The organism is Streptomyces sp. NPDC104096 (genome assembly GCF_055584385.1).
This window is the reverse complement of the sequence record NZ_JBVJMD010000001.1, coordinates 284,414-308,190: the sequence shown is the minus strand read 5'-3', so window position 1 is coordinate 308,190 and position 23,777 is coordinate 284,414. Positions and strand designations below refer to the sequence as shown.

Below are 23,777 nucleotides of genomic sequence, written 5' to 3'. Positions count from 1 at the left end.
CCAAGACTGGTCCGTATGACCTGGGCAGACTTCTCCGCGGCCGAACCCGAACTCGCCGGAACCGTCGAAGAACGGTTCGGCGCCTTCACTCATCACGTCCTGGCGACCCTGCGCCGGGACGGCTCCCCGCGCACCAGTGGCCTGGAGGTGCGCTTCCTGGCCGGCGAGCTGTGGTTCGGCATGATGCCGGACTCGCTCAAGGCGCTCGACCTGCGCCGCGACCCGCGCTTCACCCTCCAGGCGAACCCCGGGGACGGCACCGGGATGGGTGGCGGGGACGTGCGGATCGGCGGACGGGCGGTCGAGGTGGACGACCCGGTGACGAAGGGCGCGTACGTGAAAGAGGTGGAACCGCCGCAGCCGTTCCACCTCTTCCGCACCGAGTTGACGGAGGTCGTGCGGACCTTCGTCGAGGACGACACCTATCTGGTCGTCCAGGTCTGGCGGCCCGGAGCGCCGGTGCGGACGCTCAGGCGGACCTGACCTTCACCTGCAGGAGGGCTACTCCCACTCGATGGTGCCCGGGGGCTTCGAGGTCACGTCGACGACGACGCGGTTGACGTCGCGGACCTCGTTGGTGATCCGCGTGGAGATCTTGGCGAGGACCTCGTACGGCAGTCGGGACCAGTCGGCGGTCATGGCGTCCTCGGAGGAGACCGGGCGCAGCACGATCGGGTGGCCGTAGGTGCGGCCGTCGCCCTGGACGCCGACGCTGCGGACGTCCGCGAGCAGGACCACCGGGCACTGCCAGATCTCGCGGTCGAGGCCGGCCGCCGTCAGCTCCTCGCGGGCGATGGCGTCGGCGTCGCGGAGCAGGTCGAGCCGGTCCTTGGTGACCTCGCCGACGATCCGGATACCGAGGCCGGGGCCGGGGAACGGCTGGCGCTGGACGATCTCCTCCGGGAGCCCGAGCTCCTGGCCGACCATCCGCACCTCGTCCTTGAAGAGCTTGCGCAGCGGCTCGACGAGCTGGAACTCCAGGTCCTCGGGGAGGCCGCCGACGTTGTGGTGGGACTTGATGTTGGCCGTGCCGGTGCCGCCGCCGGACTCGACGACGTCCGGGTAGAGCGTGCCCTGGACCAGGAAGGCCACCTCGGGACCCTCGTCCGCGATGATCTCCGCCTGGGCCTGCTCGAACACGCGGATGAACTCGCGGCCGATGATCTTCCGCTTCTCCTCGGGGTCGCTGACCCCCTTGAGCGCGGTGAGGAAGCGCTCCTCCGCGTCGACGACGACCAGCTTGACGCCGGTCGCGGCGACGAAGTCCTTCTCGACCTGCTCGGTCTCACCCTTGCGCATCAGGCCGTGGTCGACGTAGACGCAGGTCAGCTGGTCACCGATGGCGCGCGCGACGAGCGCCGCGGCGACCGCGGAGTCCACGCCGCCGGACAGGCCGCAGATGGCGCGCCTGTCGCCGACCTGCTCGCGAATGAGGGCGACCTGCTCCTCGATCACGTTGCCCGTGGTCCAGGAGGGGGTGAGGCCCGCGCCGCGGTAGAGGAAGTGCTCCAGCACCAGCTGGCCGTGCGTGGAGTGCATGACCTCGGGGTGGTACTGGACGCCGTAGAGCTTCTTCTCGTCGTTCTCGAAGGCGGCGACCGGTACGACGTCGGTGGAGGCCGTGACGGCGAAGCCCTCGGGGGCGGCGGAGCAGGCGTCGCCGTGCGACATCCACACGTGCTGCTCGTCCGGGGTGCCCTCGAAGAGGGTGGAGCCCGACCTGGAGACGTGCAGGTCGGTGCGGCCGTACTCGCGGGCGCCGGTGTTGTCGACGGTGCCGCCGAGGACCTGGGCCATCAGCTGGAAGCCGTAGCACATGCCGAAGACCGGGACGCCGGCCTCGAACAGCTCGCGGTCGAGGCGGGGGGCGCCCTCCTCGTACACGGACGAGGGACCACCGGAGAGGATGATCGCCGCCGGGTTCTTCGCGAGCATCTCCGCGACCGGCATGGTGCTCGGCACGATCTCGCTGTAGACCCGCGCCTCGCGGACTCGACGGGCGATGAGCTGGGCGTACTGCGCGCCGAAGTCGACGACCAGAACGGTGTCGGGAGCGGCGGCGGCGGGACTCGCTGATGACACGGGTTGCCTTCCGGCGGCTGGGCAAGGGGTCTGTGCTAACGATTCTACCGGGGTGGGCGCGAAGGGCCGCCCGTGCCGGTGACGGGGCCGACGTGGACGCCCGTCCGGGACGTGACCGACCCGACGTGGACGCGCGCCGTCGCCACGTGCATACTGGCCGCATGCTCACGCAGACGACCTTCCTGTTTACCTATGGCAACCGGCCCACCGGCTGCCATGGTCGTGCTGCTTGAGCAACTGACAAGCGACTTCCCAGGCGCCCCGGGCCGACAAGGCCCGGGGCGCCTGCCGTTTCCCGGGTCCTGCCGCTCCGGGGCACCTCACCGCAAGCGACCCGATGAGGAGCCCCACCATGGCCGACGTACTCGACAGGACCGGCGCCCGCACCGACGAGGCAGCCGACGTGATCACCGGTGCCCGTGAGCGCATCGACGCCCTCGACGACCGGATCATCGGTCTCGTCCAGGAACGGATGGCCGTCTCGTCCGTCATCCAGGAGGCCCGGATCGCGTCCGGCGGCCGCCGCGTGAACCTCGCCCGCGAGATGGAGGTGCTGAGCCACTACCGGGAGGCGCTGGGCAAGCCCGGCACCTCCGTCGCGATGCTGCTCCTGGAGCTGTGCCGGGGTCGCATCTGAGTTCGGGCCCGCTCTCACCCGTACGGCGCGTGACCGCCACGAGCGCCGGTTCGTTGATCAGGTTGTCCGTGTCAGCCAGGGGCGGGCCCGAAACACCACGCGTGGCTCGCTGGAGCGATGAGGCGTACGGATCGTGCCGTGCGTCGTGGGACCTCGCTCCGGGGAAGTGACCGGACGGCAGGGGACAGCGGTCCGGTCACCCAAGAGAACGGTCGGCTCCGGGGACGCTCGGGGCCGACCGGCGGGAAACTGCAAAAATGCACAATGCTGGGTCAAACGGTTGCGGAGGCCGCGTCCATCCAGCACGATTCGTAGAAGGCCCCACATCCCGCCGTACACAACCGCATGGCATTGCGCTGCCCGACCGCCAGAGGTCGAGACCACCCGTGCGCCTCCCTCGCGCCCTCCGCGCGCCGGGGCGCCGACCCGGGGCGATCCAGAGGCAGTGCACGACAAGCGGCGCAACCCCCCGGCGCCGCTCCCAGGCACCGGCGCTGCCCTGACGTCGGTGCTGACGGAAGAAGGGCCCCGCGGCTTCGTCCCGCGGGGCCCTTCGCCATGCCCCGGATGCCGAACGGTCGGCGGCCGAAACAGAACGATCACATCGCAGCTGTAAAAAGTCTGTGACCGACGTACAACCATTCACCGGTGCCGGTGATCAAACCATGCGACTCACGGGCCACCCGCGCCCCCCTGAGCACAGGCTTCCCACCACCGTGCCCCGCGGCCACGATGTCGCAGCTCACCGGACTTACCGAGGTCTTCATGAAGATTCGCCGAGCCCTGGCCACCGCGGCAGCGACCGCGGTCATAGCGCCGCTCGCGCTGCTCTCGGCTCCCGTAGCGTTCGCCGACGACAACACCCCCGCAACACCCCCGACCTCCGCCAGCACCCCCGCGGACGACCAGCTGCCCGAGGCCGGTGCCGACACCTCCACGGCCACGTCGACGGCCACGGAGACGAGCGGCTCCGGCACGGAGACCGGCGCGGGCACGGGCTCCGGGTCCGGTACCGAGGGCGAAGCGGGGACCGGAACCGAGCCGGGAGCCGGCACCGACAAGACGCCCGACTCCGGCAACACCACCGACACCAAGGGCGGCTCCACCCCGAGCGGCGGCTCGACCGAGTCGTCCGAGCCCACCGACGAGCCCGACGCCTGCCCGGTCGACGAGGACGGCGTCGACGCCGACTCCCAGCTCACCCTGGACGTGTCCGGCCTGCCCGGCAAGATCGTCGCGGGCAGCGGCTGGCACAAGTTCGAGCTCGTCGCCGCCAACCACAGCGACAAGTCCCTCGGCACGGTGACGTGGCTCGCGTTCATCGACAACGACGCGATGAGCGACGACGAGAGCGACTGGCTGAGCGACTACGCCAAGGTCGAGTACTACAACCCGCAGACGAAGGTCTGGGAGTCGATCTCCGACGAGATCGGCGACGGCCTGTACTTCGGCGAGACGGAGCTCGGTCCCAAGCAGACCGTCGACATCAAGCTGCGCGTGAACATCACCGCCAAGGCGCCGGCCGGCGACGGCTACACCGTGGGCATGGGCGGCTACCTCGACTCCGAGAAGAACTGCGTGCACAACGCGTTCTCGGTCTACGAGTTCACCGTGCTCAAGCCCGGCAGCAGCAACGAGGACCCGGGCGAGGCCAAGCCGGGCAAGGACACCAAGCCGCCGGCCGGCGGCAAGCAGCCGCAGGGCGGCGCCGCCGAGATCCCGGCCACCGGCACGCTCGCCTCGACCGGCTCCAGCTCCGCCCTGCCGGCGATCGGCCTGGTCGGCGGTGTCGCCGTCGTGGCCGGCGCGGGTGCGCTGTTCATGGTGCGCCGCCGCAAGGCCGACGCGCAGGCGTGAGGCACGCCGCACAAGACGTACGGCAGGACCGGGTGACGCCCGAGGCGTGACCGCGGGATGCCGGCAACGGAGAGGGACCTGGGCTCGGAGGGGGGCTCGGGTCCCTTTCCGCTTCCGGTCGTCACTCCGTCGCCGGCTGTTCCTCCGCCTTCGGCCGCTCCACCGGCTTCGGGGGCATCGCGGGCATCCCGAGGAACGGCAGCCGCAGCGCGCCGAACGCCTCCGCCGGGACCACCGGCGACTTCGGCTCGACCGGACGCAGCCGTTCGTACGCCGCCCCCTGCGCGGGGCGCGGATCCGCGTCGCCCTTGTTGGGCCAGTACGACATCGCCCGCTCGGCCTGCGCGGTGATCGTCAGGGACGGGTTCACCCCCAGGTTCGCCGAGACCGCGGCACCGTCGACGACCGAGATCCCGGGGTGGCCGTGGAGGCGGTGGTACGGGTCGATGACGCCGGTCTCGGAGGTGGCGCCGATCGGGCAGCCGCCGAGGAAGTGGGCGGTCATCGGGGTGCCCGTCAGCTCGCCCACGTTCGAGCCCGCGAAGCCGTTGATCTCGGCGGCGACGGCCGAGGCGGCCTCGGAGGCGGCCCTGATCTGCTTGGGGTTGGGGGCTCCATGACCCTGACGCGCGGTGAGCAGCCCCTTGCCGACGCCGCTCGGCTTCAGATACGTCGTCAGGGAGTTGTCCAGGGACTGCATCACCAGGCCGATGATGGTCCGCTCCGACCAGTGCCGGTTGGACAGGGAGCGCAGCACCAGCACGGGGTGCCGGGCGGCGTTCGCCAGCCAGGCCGCCAGCCGGGAGGAGCCCTCCGCGTAGGGGACCTGGAGGATCGACAGGCTGCCCATCGAGTTGGAGCCCTTGCCGTAGCGGACCGGCTCGATGTGGGTGTTCTCGTCGGGGTGGACCGAGGAGGTGATGGCGACCCCGCGCGTGAAGTCGACCTTCGGCTCGCCGGTCGCCCGGCGGTAGCGCCGGTTGTCGGTCTGGGCGCCCACCAGCGCCTCGGAGTTGGTACGGGTCAGATCGCCGAGCCGGTCCGAGAGGTACGGCAGCTGCCGGCCCGCCTTCATGCGGTGCAGCAGCGTCTGGGTGCCGTAGGTACCGGCGGCGAGGACGACCCGGCGGGCCGTGAAGACGCGGCCCTCGCCCTTCTTCTTCCGGTCCGTGGGGAGCGTGGCGACCGCGTAGCCGCCCCGCGAGTCGTCCGTCACCGACATGACGGTGGTCATCGGGTGCACGACCGCGCCCGCCCGCTCGGCGAGGTACAGGTAGTTCTCGTTGAGGGTGTTCTTCGCGCCGTGCCGGCAGCCCGTCATGCACTCGCCGCACTCGGTGCAGGCGCGCCGCGCCGGGCCCGTCCCGCCGAAGTAGGGGTCCGCCGCCTGCTCGCCCGGCTTCGCCCTGGCCGCGCCGTCGGCGTCCTGGCCGTCCCCGAAGAACACCCCGACCGGTGCCATGTGGAAGGTGTCGCCCACGCCCATCCGCTGCGCCGCCGCCTTGAGGTGGACGTCGGACGGGGTCATGGTCGGGTTGAGCCGCACCCCGAGCATCCGCCGGGCCTGGTCGTAGTACGGCGCCAGCTCCTCCTGCCAGTCGGTGATGTCCCGCCACTGGGGATCGTCGAAGAAGGGCTTCGGCGGGACGTAGAGGGTGTTGGCGTAGTTGAGGGAGCCGCCGCCGACCCCCGCGCCCGCCAGCACCGTCACATTGCCGAGCAGGTGGATGCGCTGGATGCCGTACATGCCGAGCCTGGGGGCCCACAGGTAGTTCTTCAGGTCCCAGGAGTTCCTGGGCAGGGACTCGCGGGTGAAGCGGCGGCCGGCCTCCAGGACACCGACCCGGTAGCCCTTCTCGGTCAGGCGCAGGGCGGTGACGGAGCCGCCGAAGCCGGAGCCGACGACGATGACGTCGTAGTCGTGGCCGGAGCCGTCGTCGTCCTGGGTGGGGACAGAGCTCTCCTGTGACACGTGCTCTCCTCGTTGAGAACGGCCGGCGGACGGCGGCCGGCGGGCGGCGGGCGGCGGGCGGCGGGGTCAGCGGAAGCGGAACGCCTTCATGACCTTCAGGCTCCGGCTCATGAACTCCGCGTACTTCTCGTCGCTCATCCCCAGCGCGGGCGCCATCGGCAGCAGTCGCTGCTGGGCGACCGTCTGGGCCTCGGTGTACTTGAGGATGCCCTCGGAGCCGTGGCGGCGGCCGAGGCCGGAGTCCTTCATGCCGCCCATGGGCGACTGGACGCTGCCGTAGGCGGGGGCGTACCCCTCGTTGACGTTGACCGTGCCGGTGCGCAGACGGGCGGCGACCGCCCGGCCCCGCCGGCCGTCCTTCGTCCAGACCGACGAGTTCAGACCGTACGCCGTGGAGTTGGCGTGCTCGACCGCCTCGTCGTCGGAGGCGAAGCGGTAGATCGACACGACCGGGCCGAAGGTCTCCTCGGCGCACACGGACATCGGGGCCTCGACGCCGTCCAGGATGGTCGGCTCGAAGAAGTAGGGGCCGATGTCCGGGCGGGCGACCCCGCCCGCGACGACCCTGGCGCCCTTGGCGACGGCCTCCTCCACATGCCGCTTCACGGTCTCCAGCTGGCGTTCGCCGACCAGGGAGCCCATGTCGGCGCCGTAGGCGAGGGAGGTGCCCAGGCGCATGGCCCGGGTGCGGGCGGCGAAGCGCTCCAGGAAGGCGTCCGCGATCGACTCGTGGACGTACAGCCGCTCGATGGAGATGCAGAGCTGGCCGGCGGAGGAGAAGCAGGCGCGGACGGCGCCTGCGGCCGCCTTCTCGATGTCGGCGTCCGCCAGCACCAGCATGGCGTTCTTGCCGCCGAGTTCGAGGGAGACGCCCACCAGCCGGGCGGCGGCGCCCTGGGCCACCTCGCGGCCGGTGCGGGTGGAGCCGGTGAAGGAGACGTAGTCGGCGTGCCTGACGACCTCGGGGCCGACCACCGGTCCGTCGCCGAGGACGACCTGGAAGACGTCGGCGGGCAGCCCGGCCTCGATGAGCAGGTCACGGGCCCACAGCGCGGTCAGGCAGGTCTCGGTGTCCGGCTTCATCACGACCGCGTTGCCCGCGACGAAGGCCGGCAGGGCGTCGCCGACGGACAGTTCGAGCGGGTAGTTCCAGGGCGCGATCTGGCCGACGACACCGCGCGGGTGGCGCAGCTCGGTGACCCTGGTGAGGGTGGGCATGGCGCCCGCGTGCCGCTTGGGCCGCAGATAGGCGGGCGCCTTGCGGCCGTAGTGGCGGGCGGCGACGGCGACGGCCTGCACCTCCTCGTGGGCGTGCAGCCGGGCCTTGCCGGTCTCCAGCTGGATCAGGTCCAGCACCTCGGCCTGGCGGGCGAGGACGAGGTCGTGGAAACGGAGCAGGACGGCGGCCCGCTGCCGTACGGGGGTCCGCTCCCAGACGGCCTGGGCGGCGCGCGCCGCCTCGAAGGCCCGGCGGACGTCCTCGGGCGTGGACTCGGGCAGATCGGCCAGCTTCTCGCCGGTGAACGGCGTGTGGTTGGCGGTCCGGCCCGAGCCGGCCACGCCCTTGGTGAGCTGGGCGACCAGCTCGGGGGTGACCACGTCGGCGGCGGTGCGGGCGCCCGCGGGCGCGGGGGCGAGGGGGTTGGTGCCGGTCTGTCCGGGGGTGCCCGTACCGGTCTTCTCCGGGGCCTGCGAGTCCGTCATGAGCCGCAGCGTATGCCGGTGCGGAGGCTTTGGGTACCCGTCGGTAATCGGGATTCACCGAGTACGCACATGTCGCCAGTGGTCACTGGCAACAAAGGCGCTGATCAGGGCGTGGTCGTGTCGGTTCCCGGCCGTTCACGGACGCTCGCGAACATCGCGGCTCCCGGAGCCGGACCGGATCCGTCCCGCCCGGGACCTATCCGGCCCAGGGGACGGGCGTGAAGGCACCGCCCCCGCGCCGCACCTCCATCACCCCGGTTCCGCCGAAGTGCGCCGGGATGACCAGCTCGCCCAGTTCCGAGGCCCGTTCGAGAACACGACGGCGGCCGGCCGCGGCCCGGCGCGGATCGAGGCAGAAGCAGCTGCTGCACTCGGGGTGCATGATCTGCACCGGGCTGTGCAGCACGTCCCCGACGAACACCGCCCGTTCGCCCCGGGAGGCGACCCGCAGGACGGCGGAGCCGGGGGTGTGACCGGGGACGGACTCCAGGGTGAGGTGCGCGTCGACCCGGTGGACGCCCTCCCAGAGCAGGGCCTGCCCGGCGCGGTGCACGGGCGCGACGCTGTCCTCGTAGGTCAGCCGGTCGTCCACCCGTACGCCGCCCCCGTAGCCGCCCGTGGGGCCGAAGTGGGCGTCGTCGGCGGCCGGGAACAGGTAACGGGCCCGGGGGAAGGTGGGCACCCACTCCCCCGCCTCGTCCCGGGTGTTCCAGCCGACGTGGTCGCCGTGCAGGTGGGTGTTGACGACGACGTCGACGTCCTCGGGCCGGACACCGGCCCGGGCCAGCCGCCCCAGGAAGTCCCCTCGGCGCTGGTGGAACAGGGGGTTCCCGGGCCGTTCACGGCCGTTGCCCACACCGGTGTCCACCAGTACGGTCCGTCCGCCGGAGCGCACCACCCAGGTCTGGAGCGCGACCACGGCCAGGTCGCCGTCCGGCTCCCAGTGGTCGGGGGCCAGCAGCTCCCGGTGCTCCTTCCAGACCTCGGGACCGCAGTCGGGGACGAGGGCGCGGGTCGGCGCGTAGGGGGCCTGCCACTCGACGATGCGGAGGATCTCGACGTCGCCGAGGGTGAGACTCTGCACGTGTTCATCGGTCATGGCGGCAAGCCTAGGAAGGGATCGGTGAGCTTCACGATGCCCGATTGACTCCTGTCGATACGCGAACGTCTCACCGTCGAGCCATTGGATGTCTAGGCTGACCCCATGGACGTGGTCAGCGACGCGATCTCCGCCATGCGTATCGGGCGCCCCTCCTCCCAGCGGTTGCGGGTGGACGGACGCTGGTGCACCCGGCTCGCCCCGTACGAGGGCGCCGGCTTCCACGTGGTGCTGGCGGGCGGCTGCTGGCTCCTGCCGGACGGCGGAGGCGAGCCGGTCACCCTGGGGCCGGGCGACGCGGTGCTGCTGCCGCACGGGACGGGCCATGTGCTGGCCGACCGGCCGGTGGACCCGGCGGAGGCGGACCGGGCGGTGCCGTTCGAGGAGGTGCACGGACCCGGACCGGGCACCGGCAGTGCCGGTGGCGTCGGGCGGGCGACCGAGCTGCTGTGCGGGAAGTACCGTCTGGACCGCAGCCGGGCGCACCCCCTGATGGCCGAGCTGCCGGAGGTGGTGCATCTGCCCAACCGGGTCGGCGACCACCCCGAACTCCGCGCCGCCGTGGACCTGCTGGCCCGCGAGCTGGACGACCGGCGCCCCGGTTCCTGCCTCGCCGTGCCGAGCCTGCTCGACCTCCTCCTCGTCTACATGGTCCGTGCCCGGACGGCGGACGCGGAGGCGGGCGCATGGCCCGCGGTGCTGAGCGATCCCGTGACCACGGCCGCCCTGCGCGCCCTGCACTCCGACCCGGCCGCCCCCTGGAGCAACGACCGCCTGGCCGCCGAGGCGGGCGTCTCCCGCGCCACCCTGGCCCGCCGCTTCACCGGACTCGTGGGCCGGCCGCCGATGGCGTACCTCACCTGGTGGCGGCTGACGCTGGCGGCGGCCCTGCTCCGGAGCTCGGACGCGCCGCTGGCCTCGGTGGCCCGACGGACCGGGTACAGCAGCCCCTACGCCCTCTCGCACGCGTTCAGCCGGGAGTTCGGCGTCACGCCCGGGAGGTACCGGCTCCCCGCCCCGAGCGGCACCCCTGACCGGCCCGGCCGTAGTACCGGCGACGTCGCCCGGCCGTAATGCCGGCAGCCGCCGGATCTCAGGTCCGTACGAACGTGTCGACGGCGACGTCGAAGTACTCCCGGGCCTCCCGCACCTTCCCCACCGGCGCGGACACCCACACGTCGTACATCCGCCCGTTCTCCTCCCAGCACAGGTCGAAGGTGTGCCGGGGCCCCTCGGCCGTGCTGAAGCCGTTCCAGCTGAACTCCCAGAGGGCGGCGGGCCGTCCGTTGTGGGCGGTCTCGACGACCCGGCCGTCGTGGTAGCCGGGGTTGGTGTCCGGGCCCTCGGCGGCGGCGCTCCGCATCACCGCGAGCGGGCCGCCCGGCTCGGTGCCGGTCACCTTGATGCCGAGCCGGAAGACCTCCCCCGGTGACATGTAGAAGACCCGCTCGCCCTGGGGCTCGCGGGTGAAGTCGTCCGGCACCGCGAGCGAGAAGCCGGCCGGGTCGTCGGCGACCCGGTAGCCGGAAGGGGCGGTGGGGCGGTTCTCGGACGCGGGGGCGGGCGAGTGCGTCACGGCCGCGGTGTCCGTCCCGGAGGCGGGGGCGGAGGCCGGACCGGTGGAGCTCGCGGCGCCCGTGGCGCCGTGCGACGGCGAGACCGGCCGTGAGCTGACGGAGCCGTGCGAGGGCGAGGACACCGGCGTGCCGCTCCCGTCGCCGCCCCCGTGCATCAGCAGGGCCGCGGCCGACACTCCCGCCCCCGCCATCGCGGCGACCAGCAGCGCGGCCACCAGCACCCCGCGGGTGGAGGGGGCCCGGTCGGCCGGGGCGGGCTCCGCCCCGCCGTGCGGCTCCGCCCGGCTCTGCGACTCGGGCCGGCGCTGCGGCTCGGGGCGCGTCGGCGTGTGGCCGGAGGACGCCGGTTCCGGCGTACGGCCGGTCTCCAGGAAGGCCCGCAGCATCCGCTCCGCCTCCCCCGCCTCCAGCCGCCGTTCCGGATCGCGTTCGAGCAGGCCCCGTACGACCGGAAGCAGTGGCTCGGCCTGCTCGGGCGTACGGATGTCGGCGGAGACGACGGCGTGCAGGATGCCGCCCAGGGAGTCTCGCCGGAAGGGCGATGCGCCGCTGAGGGCCGTGCACAGCAGCGCCCCCAGGGACCACAGGTCGGAGGCCGGTCCGGTACCGGCGCCGGACATCCGCTCGGGCGCGGTGTACTCGGGCGAGCCGACGAAGGCCCCGGTGTCGGTGATCGTGGTGGCACCCGCGACCTGGGCGATGCCGAAGTCGGTGAGGACGACCCGGCCGTCCTCACCGACCAGGACGTTCGCCGGCTTGATGTCGCGGTGCAGGACACCCGCGGTGTGCGCCGCGCGCAACGCGCTCAGCAGGGCGATGCCGATCCGGGCGGCCTCGCCGACGTCGACCGGGCCGCGCCGGGCGATCCGGTCGGCCAGCGAGCCGCCGTCGATCAACTCCATCACGATGTACGGGCGTTCGTCCTGCTCGACGACGTCGTGCACGACGATGACGTGCGGGTGGCGCAGCTGGGCGACCGCTCGGGCCTCGCGCAGCGTACGGTCGTGCTGCCTGCGGGTCTCCTCCGGGGAGAGCGTCTCGTCGAAGGCGACCTCCTTGACCGCCACCTGCCGGCCCAGCAGTTGATCGGTGGCACGCCAGACGACGCCCATGCCGCCGCGCCCCAGCCGGGCCTCCAGCCGGTACCGGCCCGCGATCACGCGGGAGTCGTCCCCCTCGGTCCCCATGAGCCCCATCATGCCGCACCGGACGGCCGCCCTCCGGGCCGCCCACCGGCCAAATCCACCCACCCGGGGCCGATTCACGACCGGTGGGATCCGTCACAACGAGCCGGTCACGAACGGTCGTTCACACCCGGCCGGAAGCACCGGGCGAGACGAGGGCCCTGAACGGCCGGGCGGAACGACCCGGCCGGTCAGGACGTCACGCCTCGGGCTGCCAGCTCTGGAGGAGCTTCTTGAACTGCTCCTGCGTGGTGGGCCAGTCCTCGGCGGGCGAGGACATGTACAGCGCGTACTCCACGCCGTTGCGGCCGATGTACACCTCGTCGATCGCGTGCCGCGGTCCGGGGAACTTCGTGTCCTTGGCCAGCGCCGTCCACGTGTACTCCCACAGCGAGGCCCGGCGGTCGCGGTAGGTGTTCGCCCCCAGCTGGAGCTTCTTGTAATCGACCAGACGGGTGAGCTGCTGGTCGAGGTCGAGCTGGTGCTGGTAGGGATCGGCGAAGTCCGGGGACTTGTCGAGGGCGATCCGTACGAAGTGCTCGCCGCCGTCGGGCGAGTAGTCGATCTGCGTGAGGTCGCCGTCGTCGCTGAAGACCGACCGCTTCCAGCCCTTGGGCAGGGCGATGCTGAAGCCCAGCGGGTCGGGGACGGTCTCCCAGTTGTCGGGGGCCGTCGCCGGGTCGGTGTCGGACGTGCCCGACGGGCTCGACGTCGGGTCCGGCGACTGGCTGGAGGAGGCGGCGTCGTCCTGCCGGCGGCGGCTCTTGTCCCACTGGTGCAGCCCCACCGCCGTGGCTCCGCCGACCAGGGCGGCGAGCACGACCACCAGGACGAGCGAGCGCAGCCGGCGCCTGCCGGGGCGTGCGGACGGCGCGGTCCCGGCCGGGACCGCGCCGGTGCCGGGCGGCCCCATCGGCGTCGGCCCCACGACCGTCGCCCCGGTCCCGGGCCGGGTGGCCGGAGCCCCGTACGCGGGCCCGTACGCCGTCGCGCCGGTCCCCGTCTCCCGCAGCCCGGGAGCGACGGACCCGCCGTGCTGCGTCGGTACGAACGCCTGCGCGGCGCTGGGCCGCCGGCCCTCCGCCGCCTCGGCGAGCATCTGCTCGGCCTGCGCCGCATCCGGACGGGCGGCGGGGTCCTTGCGCAGCAGGGCGCCGATCACGGGCTCCAGCGGACCGGCGTGCTGCGGCTCGGCGACCTCCTCCTCGACGACCGCCTGCATGGTGGTCAGCGGCGAGGTGCGGCGGAACGGGGAGCGGCCCTCCACCGCCGTGTACAGCGTCGCGCCGAGCGCCCACAGGTCGGAGGAGGGGCCGGGGTCGTGGCCGCGGACGCGCTCGGGCGCCAGGTAGTCGACGGAGCCCACGACCTCGCCGGTGCGGGTGATGGTGCTGTCGCCCTCGATCTGGGCGATGCCGAAGTCGGTGAGCAGGACGCGGCCGTCGTCGCCGAGCAGCACGTTGCCGGGCTTGACGTCCCGGTGCAGGACGCCCGCGGTGTGCGCGGCGGTCAGGGCGCGCAGCACCCACAGCCCGATCCGTGCGGCCTCGGTGGCCTCGACACGCCCCTGCTCCTTGACCTCGTCGGCCAGCGAGCGGCCCTCGACCAGCTCCATCACGATCCACGGCCGGCCGTCGTGTTCGAGGACGTCGTGCACGGTGACGACGGCCGAGTGGTTGATCCGCGCGGCGGCCCGCGCCTCCGCGCGGGTACGCGCGAGCAGCACGCCCCGGTCCCCCTCGGAGACGTACAGCGCCGCGGTCAACTCCTTGATCGCGACGGTCCGGTGCAGCAACTCGTCGTGCGCTCGCCATACGCGGCCCATGCCGCCGCTGCCGATCGGGTCGGCAAGCCGGTAGCGACCCGCGAGGAGCAGGCCCTGCATCTGATTCACGTTGCCCCGCAATGCTCTTGACAGGCTCAGACTAAGGACCGGTCCGCGTCCAGGGAACACGCGGAGCGCCAAGGACACCGCACTGTGACGGTTGTCGCTTCTGGTCCGCCGCGGGAACCGCGGCCGCACGGTCCGCGAAGCGGCGCGGCGCGCCGGTGCGCCGCTTTCCGGTTCAGCCGGTGAACTGGTAGGTGGAGGACGCCTGCTCGTACAGCTTCGTCACCTCGTCGCGCTCGGCCTCGGGGCCGCGCACCTGCACCACGTGGTAGCGCCCGTCGACGAGGATCGCCAGGTTGCGCACGAACAGTTGGCGCCCGCCGGCGTCACTCCAGGTGAACTGACCCTCGGCCATGGTCCGTCCGCCCACCTCGATCGTCCGCAGCCCGCCGGAGGTGGCCCAACTGGACGAGCGGTACGGTCCCAGCTCGTACTCCTTCTCGCGCTGGTAGACCATCGGATCGGTGCCGTACGCCGACGCGCGGTCCCGGCCGGGCACCACGATCAGTTCGAAGTCTCCGTGGTGGTAGACGACTTGGCCGAGTCCGTTCTTCGGGGTGCGGTCCCAGCCGTTCGCCACCGCGACCTGGAAGCCCTCGGCGTCCTTGCGCACGGTGAAGCCGTCGGCGACGTCGGGGCCGCCGCTCTGCGTACCGGTGGGACCGGCGGACGCGGAGGGGCCCTCGTCGGCCGCGGGCGAGGTCTGGTCGGGGCGGGGCTCGCTGCTCGCCTCGGGGGCGGTGTCCCCCTGCGCGGGCGTCGTGCGCGCCGCTCCGGCGGTGTCGGCCGCGCCGGTGTCGGTGGCTTTCGGCATGAACAGCACGGCGTACGCGATCGTCCCGGCCAGCACGAGCAGGATCAGCAGGAGCAGGGTGCGGCCCAGGCGGCGCGGCGAGCCGGACGGTTCCCTCCTGGCCCGCTTGTGCCGGCCGTGCGCCGTGGTGGCGGGCAGCCCGGCCCGCCGTCTGCGCACCAGTTCGCCGCGCCGCCGCACGATCGGCAGCCGGCTCGGGTCGACGGGCGGCGCCGCCACGACGTGCGCACCGGCGTCCGGCTCCGGCGCCGAGCGCACCAGCGAGCGCAGCCAGCCGCCCAGTTCCTCGAAGTCGATGCGTTCGGTGGGGTCCTGACGCAGCAGCGACTCCACCACCGGGCGCAGCGGTCCGCACTCCTCGGCGAACGCGGGCGGCTCCGCGCACACCAGCTGGACCAGCTCGGCCGTCGACTCCTCGGGATACGGCGCGTGCCCCTGTACGGCCCTGAAGAGCAGCGCGCCCAGCGCCCACAGGTCGGTCGCGGGTCCGATGGGGGCGGCGAGCTGCCAGTTCTCGTGCACGGGCCCCGCCTGCTCCGGCGCCCAGCGCTCGGTCACCGGGCCCACGAGCGCCATCCGCGCCTGCCTGGCCCGCTCGGCGGCCAGCGCCGTCGCCGGACCGCGCCGGGCGGGGGCGCCGGGGGCGCCATCGCCCCAGCGGGCCGGGGGCTGCGCGGGGTCGGCGGGCAGGAGGGCGCCCACGGCCCCGGGCGCGGGGGCGACGGCGCGCGGCTCCGCCCCCCGCCAGGGCGCTCCGCGCACGCCGTAGGGGTCTGCTATCTGCCCCGGCGGCACACCGGCGCCGGGGTTCTGCACCGTGCCGGTCGTGTGCTGTCCACCGCCGCCGGGGACGTACGGCGGCTGCGACCGGCCGTCGGAGCCGGCGCCGTCGGGAGCCTGACGGGCCCCGGGCAGGGCCGGCCGGCCGTTCTGCTGCAGGTCCTGGACCCGGGCCGCCGCCCGCGCGCCCGCGCGGTACGCGGCGATCGCGCCGGCCCGCGCGGCCCGGACGTCCCCGCCGCTCGCTGGCGCCGCCCTTGGGGCCACGGCGGCCGAGGCGCCACCCGTGCCCGCGGCCGGGTCGGTACCGGCCTGCGGCAGCCCTCCGGCGGCCCGTGCCTCGATGGCGGCCCGCCGGGCGGCCTCGGGATCGACGGTACCGGCGCCACTGCCGGTACCGGCCGCCCCGGCGCCGCCCAGGGCGCCTCCGGGGCCCGTGGAGCCCGCGGGCCCGCCGACGGTCCCGGGGCCGCCCGCCGTGCCGCCCTCGGTCCCGTCCTCGGCCGGTACGGGGTCGTACCCGCACAGCGCCTCCTGGGCCGTGCCGACGGCGAGCCCGGTCAGCATGACCCGGCCGTCCTCGCAGACCAGCACCGTGCGCGCGGTGATGTTGCGGTGGACCCAGCCGTGCGCGTGCAGCACCCGCAGTGCCATGAGCACGTCGGAGGCGACCTCGGCCGCCCGGTACGGCGACAGCGGTTTCTCGGCGAGCAGCGCCGCCAGCGGCCGCGCGGCCACCAGCTCGCTGACGACCCAGAGCGAACCGCCCTCGGCGAACACGTCGAAGACCTGGTCGAGCCGTGGGTGGTCGGGGATCCGGGCGGCCGCCTGGGCGGCCTCCACGGCCCGTCGCACCACGGGATCGGCCGGCCGTCGTGTGCTCCCGTCCGTGCGCGCACGTGCCGTCGGCCTCCGGGCCGCGCGGTCACGCGCCGTGAACCCCTCGGGCAGCCCTTCGGCGTCCAGCACCTCGGCCTCGACGACCTCCGGCAACGGCACCTGCCTGACGAGGACTTCCTGTCCGCTGTAGGTGTCGAAGGCGCGGCTCTCGGTGAGTTCGTACTCGTCGGAGGGCGGCAACGGCAGGCGGTAGCGGTCGGCGAGCACCCGGCCCGCGTAGTCGTCCACTGTGCCTCCCCCTGCCGCCCGGTCGGTCAATTCCGTTCGTCTCGCGGCCCGTTCCGACCGCATAGCGGGATGCGTACGGTCCGCAAGTACTCACGATACGTGCCGGAGGCAACCCGCAAAGAGAGGTTGACCGATCTCGGGCCCCCGACCCTCGGGGACCGGCCCGCTCACTTCTTCGGCTGGAAGGTCTCCGTCAGCGTCTGCCAGGTGCTCTTGCGCAGTGCGCCGTCCCAGTCCGACGCCTTCGCCGTGTACATCAGGGCGTACCCGAGGTGGTCGTTGACGACGAACCCGCGGTCGACGGTCCGGTACTGCGTGCCGCCGTCCACGTAGGTGAACTCCCAGTCGGCGGTGTTCCAGCCGCGGTACTGCACCGTCTGTATCCGGATCTTCTTGTACTGCGAGCGCGTCATGTAGCGCTCCTGGTTCTCCCAGTCCGCCTTCGGGTCGCCCTTGGGCGTGGTGGTCCAGGCGACCAGCAGCTTCTGTCCGTCGGGCCCGGTGAAACGGTCCCCCGCGGAGTCCGAGGTCTGGTACTTCCACCCGGCGGGCAGGCCGATCGAGTACCCCTGGCCGCCGTCGTGCGTGGACGCCACCGCGGCGGCGGTGTCGCTGGAGGTGCCGGTGTCGTCGTCCGTGTCGGACGAGCCGCCCGACGACGCGTCCGACGACGAGCCGTCCGTGGACCCCGTCGTGGAGCCCGACTTCGTGTCCTGGGAACCGGACTGCGAGGTGTCGTCGTCCTTGCCGGACCCGCCGCTCGCGTCCTCCTTGGTGCCGACGCTCGCGCTCTGACTGGCACCGGCCTTGGTCCCGCCGCCGTTCCCGTCGTCGGCGGCGCTGCCGTCGCCCCCGCCGAGGGTGAGGGCCAGCACGGTACCGAGCACCGCCAGCGCCACCACCACGGCGATGATCAGCAGGGTCCGCTTCGGCACCACGTCGGTGAGCGGCGCCTTGGGCACGGACCTGGGCGGCAGATCCGGCAGATCCGGCGGCGTCATCACGGGCCAGCCCGAACTGCGCCCGGCCGGGGTGGCGTTGCCGCCGGCCTGGGCGGTCCTCTCACCCGTGCCCGCGCCGAGGCCGGCACCGGCGGACCCGGCCGCCGTGCCCGCGGACGCCGGCGCGCCGGCGGACCCCGACGGGGACGCCGAAGCCGCCGTACCCGCGGCAGCGCCGGCGGACTTGGTGCGGGTCGCGGCGGCCGAGGTCGTCGCACCGGCCACCACGGCGGCCTTGCGCACGGAGCGCAGGGCCCCGCGCAGCTTGTCCGCCGCCTCCTCGCCGCGCTTGTTCCCGGATCCCGCCGCGCTCCCCCGGTCCTCGGGCGAGTCCGGCGGCACGGGCAGCGGCACGACCTTCGTCGCGTCCACCGGCTCCCGCTCGGCGGTCTTGGGCGCGGACGCCTTGATCACCTTGTTCAGCATGACCCGCGCGCCCGCGTCGTCGAGGCGCAGCGCCGGATCCTTGGTGAGCAGTCCGTAGATGACGTCCCGCAGCGGGCCCGCGTTCTTCGGCTCCTCCAGCGGTTCGGTCATCACCGCCGTGAGCGTCGCTATCGCGGAGCCCTTGTCGTACGGCGGAGATCCCTCGACCGCCGCGTAGAGCAGTCCGCCGAGCGACCACAGGTCGGCGGCGGGACCGGGCTTGTGACCGCGGGCGCGCTCCGGGGAGATGTAGGAGGGTGCGCCGACGAGCATGCCGGTGGAGGTGATGGACGGGTCGCCCTCGACCTGCGCGATGCCGAAGTCGGTGAGCACGACCCGGCCGTCCTCGGCGATCAGCACGTTCGACGGCTTCACGTCACGGTGCAGGATGCCCTCGCGGTGCGCCGAACGCAGCACGTCGAGGATCGCCAGGCCGACCTCCGCCGCGCGCCCGGGCTCCAGCACTCCGTCCTCGCGGATGGCCTCGGCGAGCGACTTGCCCTCGACGAGCTCCATCACGATCCACGGCCGGTCGTCCTCGTCGACCACGTCGAAGACCGTCACCGCGCTGTTGTTGCGGATTCTGGCGATGGCCTTCGCCTCGCGCAGCGTCCGCGTGATCAGCCGGCGCTTCTCCTCGTCGTCGATGTTCGTCGGGAACCGCAGCTCCTTGACGGCGACCGTGCGGCCGAGGGTCTCGTCCTCGGCGCGCCACACCGTTCCCATGCCGCCGCGGCCGAGCACGTCTCCCAGCCGGTACCGCCCGGCGAGGAGACGTGCGCTCTTCCCCTGACGGGATGTCCCCGCCCGCTCCGCCTCCGACATGCGTCCCCTCATGCAACCCGCCCTGACAGAGCCTCCATTGTCCCCCACCCGACAAGTGCTCGACGCCCAGGGTGCCCATCGCCGCGCGAGGGGGTCCGGACACCCGGACCGCGGGTCCCCCGGAACCCGTCCGCCAATCCCGCCGACCGATCCCGGCCAGGGCTTCCAGCGATTTCCGGCCAAGGGGCGGAGCGGGTCCCGGCCCGGGCCGCAACCCGGTCCTGACCTGGTCCCGGCCCGGGTCCCCACCCCGCTCCGGCCGAGTCCCGGCAACCTGCGCATCCGGTGAAACCGGCGCCCCACCACCGGGCATGATGGCCCGTGACAAGGGAGGAACCGGGATGCCACCGCTCCGGACACTGCTCGCCGTGCCCGTCTCCCTGCTGCTCCTCAGTCTGGCCCCGGCCGGCTCACAGGCACGCTCCACCCCGCCCACGGACACGGTCCTCGCGCAGCTGACGACCCGGGGCAGGGCGCCCGCGGCGGCCCTGTTGGCCCGCGACGGGACGACCACCCGTTACGCCCGGTCAGGTCCTGGAATCTCCCGCTCCGACCACTTCCGCGCGGGCAGCATCACGAAGACCCTGATTGCGACGGTCGTCCTGCAACTGGCCGCCGAACACCGGCTGTCGTTGTCCGACACGGTGGAGCGGCACCTGCCCGGTCTGGTGCGCGGGGCGGGCAACGACGGGCGCACGCTGACCCTGCGCTCCCTGCTCACCCACACCAGCGGCCTGTACGACTTCACCCGGGACACCGGGGGCGCCGTCCCCCTCACCGCCACCCGGTCCGTGCGCCTCGCGCTCACCCACCCTCCGGCCGAACGTGGCCGATTCTCCTACTCCAACACCAACTACGTCGTCCTCGGCCTGGTCGTCGAGCAGGTCACCGGTCACTCGTACGCCACCGAGACCACGCGCCGCGTCATCGCTCCACTGGGCCTGACCGGCACCTCCTTCCCCGGCTCCCACAGATCCCTGCCCTCCCCGCACGGCCGCGCCTACGCCGCCGACGGCTCCGACGTCACCGCGCTCGACCCACGGGTGGCCGGGGCCGCGGGCGAGCTGGTGACCACGCTCGCCGATCTGGACCGCTTCTACGCGGCACTGCTGGGCGGCGAGCTGCTGCCCCCGCGCGAGATGCTCGAGATGCTCGACACCCGCGCCGCACACGGCTCGTACGGCATGGGGCTGTTCCCCGTGAAACTGCCCTGCGGGACCACGGTGTGGGGGCACAACGGACGCATCACCGGCAGCTACGTGCGCACCGCGGCGACCTCTGACGGCCGTCATGTCCTCACCTTCCGGGTGAACACGACGGAGATCGCGGACCCCGACCTGGAACCGGCCCTCCTCACCGCCGAGTTCTGCTCCGGCACCTCGTAGAACGGTCGGCGTCCGCGCCGGGATCCCGGCTCGCGTCACTCGTTCGAGCGGGACGTGCCGCAAGCCGTCCGCACGGACCCACAGCCGCACGGCCGCCCTACAGCGGCACGATGTCCGGCGCCCCCAGCCGGGCCGCGTCCGCCGTCAGGTCGTCCGGCTGGAGCTGCGACTCCCGCTCCGCCTCCACCCGCTTCTCGTAGTGCTCGATCTCGCGCTCGATCTGGTTCTTGTCCCAGCCCAGCACCGGCGCCATCAGCTCCGCGGCCTCACGGGCGCTGAGCGTGCCCCGGTCGAAGGTCTCGATGGAGATGCGGGTGCGCCGGGTCAGCACGTCGTCCAGGTGCCGGGCGCCCTCGTGGGAGGCGGCGTAGACGATCTCGGCGCGCAGGTAGTCGTCGGCCGCCCGCAGGGGCTCCCCCAGCGAGGGGTCGCCGGCGATCAGGTCGAGGAGTTCCTGCGCCGCGGAACCGAAGCGGTTCAGCAGATGCTCCACGCGCACCACGTGCAGTCCGGTCTTCGCGGCGATCCGCGCCCGCGCGTTCCACAGCGCCCGGTAGCCCTCGGCGCCCAGCAGCGGGACGTCCTCGGTGACGCACTCGGCGACCCGCATGTCGAGCCCGTGCACGGCCTCGTCCACCGCGTCCTTGGCCATCACCCGGTAGGTGGTGTACTTGCCGCCGGCCACGACCACGAGCCCCGGCACGGGATGGGCCACGGTGTGCTCGCGGGACAGCTTGCTGGTGGCGTCCGACTCGCCTGCCAGCAGCGGGCGCAGTCCCGCGTACACGCCCTCGACGTCGTCCCGCGTCAGCGGCACCGAGAGCACCGAGTTCACATGCTCCAGCAGATAGTCGATGTCGGCGCTGGAGGCGGCCGGATGGGCCTTGTCGAGGCTCCATTCGGTGTCGGTGGTCCCGATGATCCAGTGCCGGCCCCAGGGGATGACGAAGAGGACGGACTTCTCGGTGCGCAGGATCAGCCCGGTGGAGGAGTTGACCCGGTCCTTGGGCACGACCAGGTGGATGCCCTTGGAGGCACGGACGTGGAACTGCCCGCGCTCGCCCACCATCGCCTGCGTGTCGTCGGTCCACACCCCGGTCGCGTTGACGATCTGCTTCACGCGGACCTCGTACTCCCCGCCGCCCTCGACGTCCTGGACCCGGGCGCCGACCACGCGCTCGCCCTCGCGCAGGAAGCCGGTCACCCGCGCCCGGTTGGCGGCATGGGCGCCGTAGAAGGCGGCGGTGCGCACCAGTGTGGCCACGTAACGGGCGTCGTCCATCTCGGCGTCGTAGTACTGGAGGGCGCCGACGAGCGCGTCCTTCCTCAGGCACGGGGCGACCCGCAGGGCGTGACGCCGGGTCAGGTGCCGGTGCCTGGGCAGGCCCCGGCCGTGGCCACGGGCCATCGACATGGCGTCGTAGAGCGCCACGCCCGAACCGGCGTACAGCCGCTCCCAGCCCTTGTGCTGCAACGGGTACAGGAACGGGACCGGCTTCACCAGGTGCGGCGCGAGGCGCTCCAGCAGCAGGCCGCGCTCCTTCAGCGCCTCTCTGACCAGCGCGAAGTCCAGCATCTCCAGATAGCGCAGGCCGCCGTGGATCAGCTTGCTGGATCTGCTCGACGTGCCCGACGCCCAGTCGCGCGCCTCGACCAGTCCCGTGGACAGGCCGCGCGTCACGGCGTCGAGAGCGGTGCCCGCGCCGACGACACCACCGCCGACGACGAGCACGTCCAGCTCACTCTCGGCCATGGATGCCAGTGACTCGGCGCGCTGCGCCGGTCCCAGTGTCGCTGTCCTCACCGCTGCCTCCCGCTCGTCGGTCGCGCCGGGCACACCCTGTAGGGGCAGGACCGGGCCCGCATCCCCCATGCCCCAATCCTGACCGGGATGCCCGACTTCAGCCACCAGTCGCTCCCAGCCTGTGGACAACATTCGCGGGACTGCCGGGAAACACAGCCGACCAATACCGCATCAAGGTCATATTTACTCCTAGTGTGACATTGCGCCTCGCTCGTCTTGTCCACACGGCTTGCGCACCTGTCCCGCTTCGGTTATTGGGAAGGACGGCCCACGTCATGCCCGCAGATCTCGCCGTCATCGGACTCGGTCCTCTCGGCCTGCCCCTGGCCCAGGCAGCCATCGCCGCCGGTATCGCCACACTCGGGTACCGGACCGGGCCGGAAACCGGCTCGCTCAGCCCCGCCGAACTGCGCCGGATGCTCTCGGGGGGCTTCCGGACCGCCGCCGGGCCGGCCGAGCTCGGCCGGGTCCGCACCGCCGTCATCTGCGCGCCGACCCCGCGCGGCGCCGACGGCGGATTCGACCTGAGCCAGGTGGAGGCGGCCGCCCGCACCCTGGCCGAGCGGCTGCGGCCGCACACCACCGTGATCCTGGAGTCCCCCGTGTACCCCGGGACGACCGAGGAATTCCTGCGGCCGCTGCTGGAGGAGGTCTCGGGACTGCGGGCCGGCCGCGACTTCCACCTCGCCTACGCGCCGGGCCGGGTGGACCCCGGCAACCGCGACTTCACCCCGGCGAACACCCCCAAGGTCATCGGCGGCCTCACGCCCGCGTGCACCGAGTCCGCCGCCGCCTTCTACGGCCGGCTCACCGACAAGGTGGTACGCGCGCGCGGCCCCCGCGAGGCCGAGACCGTGCACCTGCTGGAGACCAACTACCGGCACGTCAACATCGCCCTCGTCAACGAGATGGCCGTCCTCTGCCACGACCTGGGCGTCGACCTGTGGGACGTCATCCGCTGCGCGGAGACCAAGCCGTTCGGTTTCCAGGCCTTCCGTCCCGGCCCCGGCGTCGGCGGCCACGCCGTCCCGCAGGACCTGGCCGGCCAGGCGGGCCGCACCCTGCGGATGGTCGAGCTGGCCCAGCAGGTCAACAGCCGGATGCCCCGGTACGTCGTGCAGCGCGCCGCGGCCCTCCTCAACGAGCACGGGAAGTCGGCGCGGGGCGCGCGCGTACTGCTGCTCGGCGTCACCTACAAGGCCGACCTCGCCGACCAGCAGGCCACCCCCGCGCACGAGATCGCGATCCGGCTCATGGAGCTCGGCGCCGCGGTCAGCTACCACGACCCGCACGTTCCGTCCTGGAGCGTCCTGGACCGCCCGGTGCCCCGCGCGGACTCCCTCTACGAGGCGGCGGCCCACGCCGACCTCACGATCCTCCTCCAGCAGCACCGCACGTACGACATGCAGGGCCTGTCGGTCAAGGCCCAGCTCCTGCTCGACACCCGGGGCGCCACTCCGACGGGATCGGCGCACCGGTTGTGACCGGGGAAATTCCCTGACTAGTTGTCACTCCCTCCTGCTAACGTGCGCTAGCTCTCGCACACCAGTGCGCCCGCGACGCGGGCGCCCTCAGGTGTGTGCCGACGTCCCGCGCACACCATGGGCGCGC

15 protein-coding genes are annotated in these 23,777 nt (G+C 73.0%); 6 read left to right on the top strand and 9 right to left on the bottom strand.

Features of this window, described 5'->3' with window-relative positions; genetic code table 11:
* Positions 1–15: 15 nt before the first annotated feature.
* Positions 16–483: a pyridoxamine 5'-phosphate oxidase family protein gene (locus ACZ60B_RS01515; RefSeq protein WP_469383271.1), complete on the top strand. Its 468-nt coding sequence runs from the start codon at positions 16–18 to the stop codon at positions 481–483.
* Positions 484–501: 18 nt separating this feature from the next.
* On the opposite strand, the gene guaA is transcribed toward ACZ60B_RS01515, so the two are convergent.
* Positions 502–2,082, bottom strand: a complete 1,581-nt coding sequence (guaA, locus tag ACZ60B_RS01510) for a glutamine-hydrolyzing GMP synthase (protein ID WP_469383269.1) — start codon at positions 2,080–2,082, stop codon at positions 502–504.
* 337 nt (positions 2,083–2,419) lie between these two features.
* Between guaA and ACZ60B_RS01505 the strand changes: the two genes are divergently transcribed.
* Both ACZ60B_RS01505 and ACZ60B_RS01500 read left to right on the top strand, forming a co-directional pair.
* A complete protein-coding gene (locus ACZ60B_RS01505) occupies positions 2,420–2,719 on the top strand; it encodes a chorismate mutase (protein ID WP_450662632.1) in 300 nt (99 codons plus the stop codon).
* Between the two features lie 765 nt (positions 2,720–3,484).
* Positions 3,485–4,576, top strand: a complete 1,092-nt coding sequence (locus ACZ60B_RS01500; protein ID WP_469383267.1) for an LPXTG cell wall anchor domain-containing protein — start codon at positions 3,485–3,487, stop codon at positions 4,574–4,576.
* Between the two features lie 121 nt (positions 4,577–4,697).
* Here ACZ60B_RS01500 and ACZ60B_RS01495 read toward each other — a convergent pair whose 3' ends face one another.
* The 3 genes from ACZ60B_RS01495 to ACZ60B_RS01485 form a co-directional block, all read right to left on the bottom strand.
* Positions 4,698–6,548 (bottom strand): GMC oxidoreductase, encoded by a 1,851-nt coding sequence (locus tag ACZ60B_RS01495; protein WP_469383265.1) that lies wholly within the window; start codon positions 6,546–6,548, stop codon positions 4,698–4,700.
* Positions 6,549–6,614: 66 nt separating this feature from the next.
* Positions 6,615–8,252, bottom strand: coding sequence for a succinic semialdehyde dehydrogenase (locus ACZ60B_RS01490; RefSeq protein WP_469383263.1), 1,638 nt, complete (start codon positions 8,250–8,252; stop codon positions 6,615–6,617).
* 196 nt (positions 8,253–8,448) lie between these two features.
* Entirely contained in the window at positions 8,449–9,351 is a 903-nt protein-coding gene (locus tag ACZ60B_RS01485) for an MBL fold metallo-hydrolase (RefSeq protein WP_469383262.1), read from the bottom strand.
* Positions 9,352–9,456: 105 nt separating this feature from the next.
* Here ACZ60B_RS01485 and ACZ60B_RS01480 point away from each other — a divergent pair, with 105 nt between their 5' ends.
* Positions 9,457–10,425 carry an AraC family transcriptional regulator gene (locus ACZ60B_RS01480; protein WP_469383260.1) on the top strand — a complete coding sequence of 323 codons (969 nt, stop codon included), beginning with the start codon at positions 9,457–9,459 and terminating at the stop codon, positions 10,423–10,425.
* Between the two features lie 19 nt (positions 10,426–10,444).
* Here the strand turns inward: ACZ60B_RS01480 and ACZ60B_RS01475 are convergent, their stop codons facing one another.
* The 4 genes from ACZ60B_RS01475 to ACZ60B_RS01460 form a co-directional block, all read right to left on the bottom strand.
* Positions 10,445–12,115: a serine/threonine-protein kinase gene (locus tag ACZ60B_RS01475; RefSeq protein WP_469383259.1), complete on the bottom strand. Its 1,671-nt coding sequence runs from the start codon at positions 12,113–12,115 to the stop codon at positions 10,445–10,447.
* Positions 12,116–12,311: 196 nt separating this feature from the next.
* Positions 12,312–13,997 (bottom strand): serine/threonine-protein kinase, encoded by a 1,686-nt coding sequence (locus ACZ60B_RS01470; RefSeq protein WP_469383257.1) that lies wholly within the window; start codon positions 13,995–13,997, stop codon positions 12,312–12,314.
* A 181-nt stretch (positions 13,998–14,178) separates the two neighbouring features.
* On the bottom strand, positions 14,179–16,725 hold the full coding sequence (locus ACZ60B_RS01465; protein ID WP_469383256.1) for a protein kinase: 2,547 nt from the start codon (positions 16,723–16,725) through the stop codon (positions 14,179–14,181).
* A gap of 167 nt (positions 16,726–16,892) precedes the next feature.
* Positions 16,893–18,977, bottom strand: a complete 2,085-nt coding sequence (locus ACZ60B_RS01460; protein ID WP_469383254.1) for a serine/threonine-protein kinase — start codon at positions 18,975–18,977, stop codon at positions 16,893–16,895.
* 341 nt (positions 18,978–19,318) lie between these two features.
* Between ACZ60B_RS01460 and ACZ60B_RS01455 the strand changes: the two genes are divergently transcribed.
* On the top strand, positions 19,319–20,362 hold the full coding sequence (locus ACZ60B_RS01455; RefSeq protein ID WP_469383252.1) for a serine hydrolase domain-containing protein: 1,044 nt from the start codon (positions 19,319–19,321) through the stop codon (positions 20,360–20,362).
* A gap of 97 nt (positions 20,363–20,459) precedes the next feature.
* Here the strand turns inward: ACZ60B_RS01455 and ACZ60B_RS01450 are convergent, their stop codons facing one another.
* Entirely contained in the window at positions 20,460–22,166 is a 1,707-nt protein-coding gene (locus tag ACZ60B_RS01450; protein ID WP_469383250.1) for a glycerol-3-phosphate dehydrogenase/oxidase, read from the bottom strand.
* A gap of 275 nt (positions 22,167–22,441) precedes the next feature.
* On the opposite strand from ACZ60B_RS01450, the gene ACZ60B_RS01445 reads away from it, so the two are divergent.
* Complete coding sequence (locus ACZ60B_RS01445) at positions 22,442–23,650, top strand: nucleotide sugar dehydrogenase (protein ID WP_469383248.1); 1,209 nt, start codon at positions 22,442–22,444, stop codon at positions 23,648–23,650.
* The last annotated feature ends 127 nt before the right edge of the window (positions 23,651–23,777 follow it).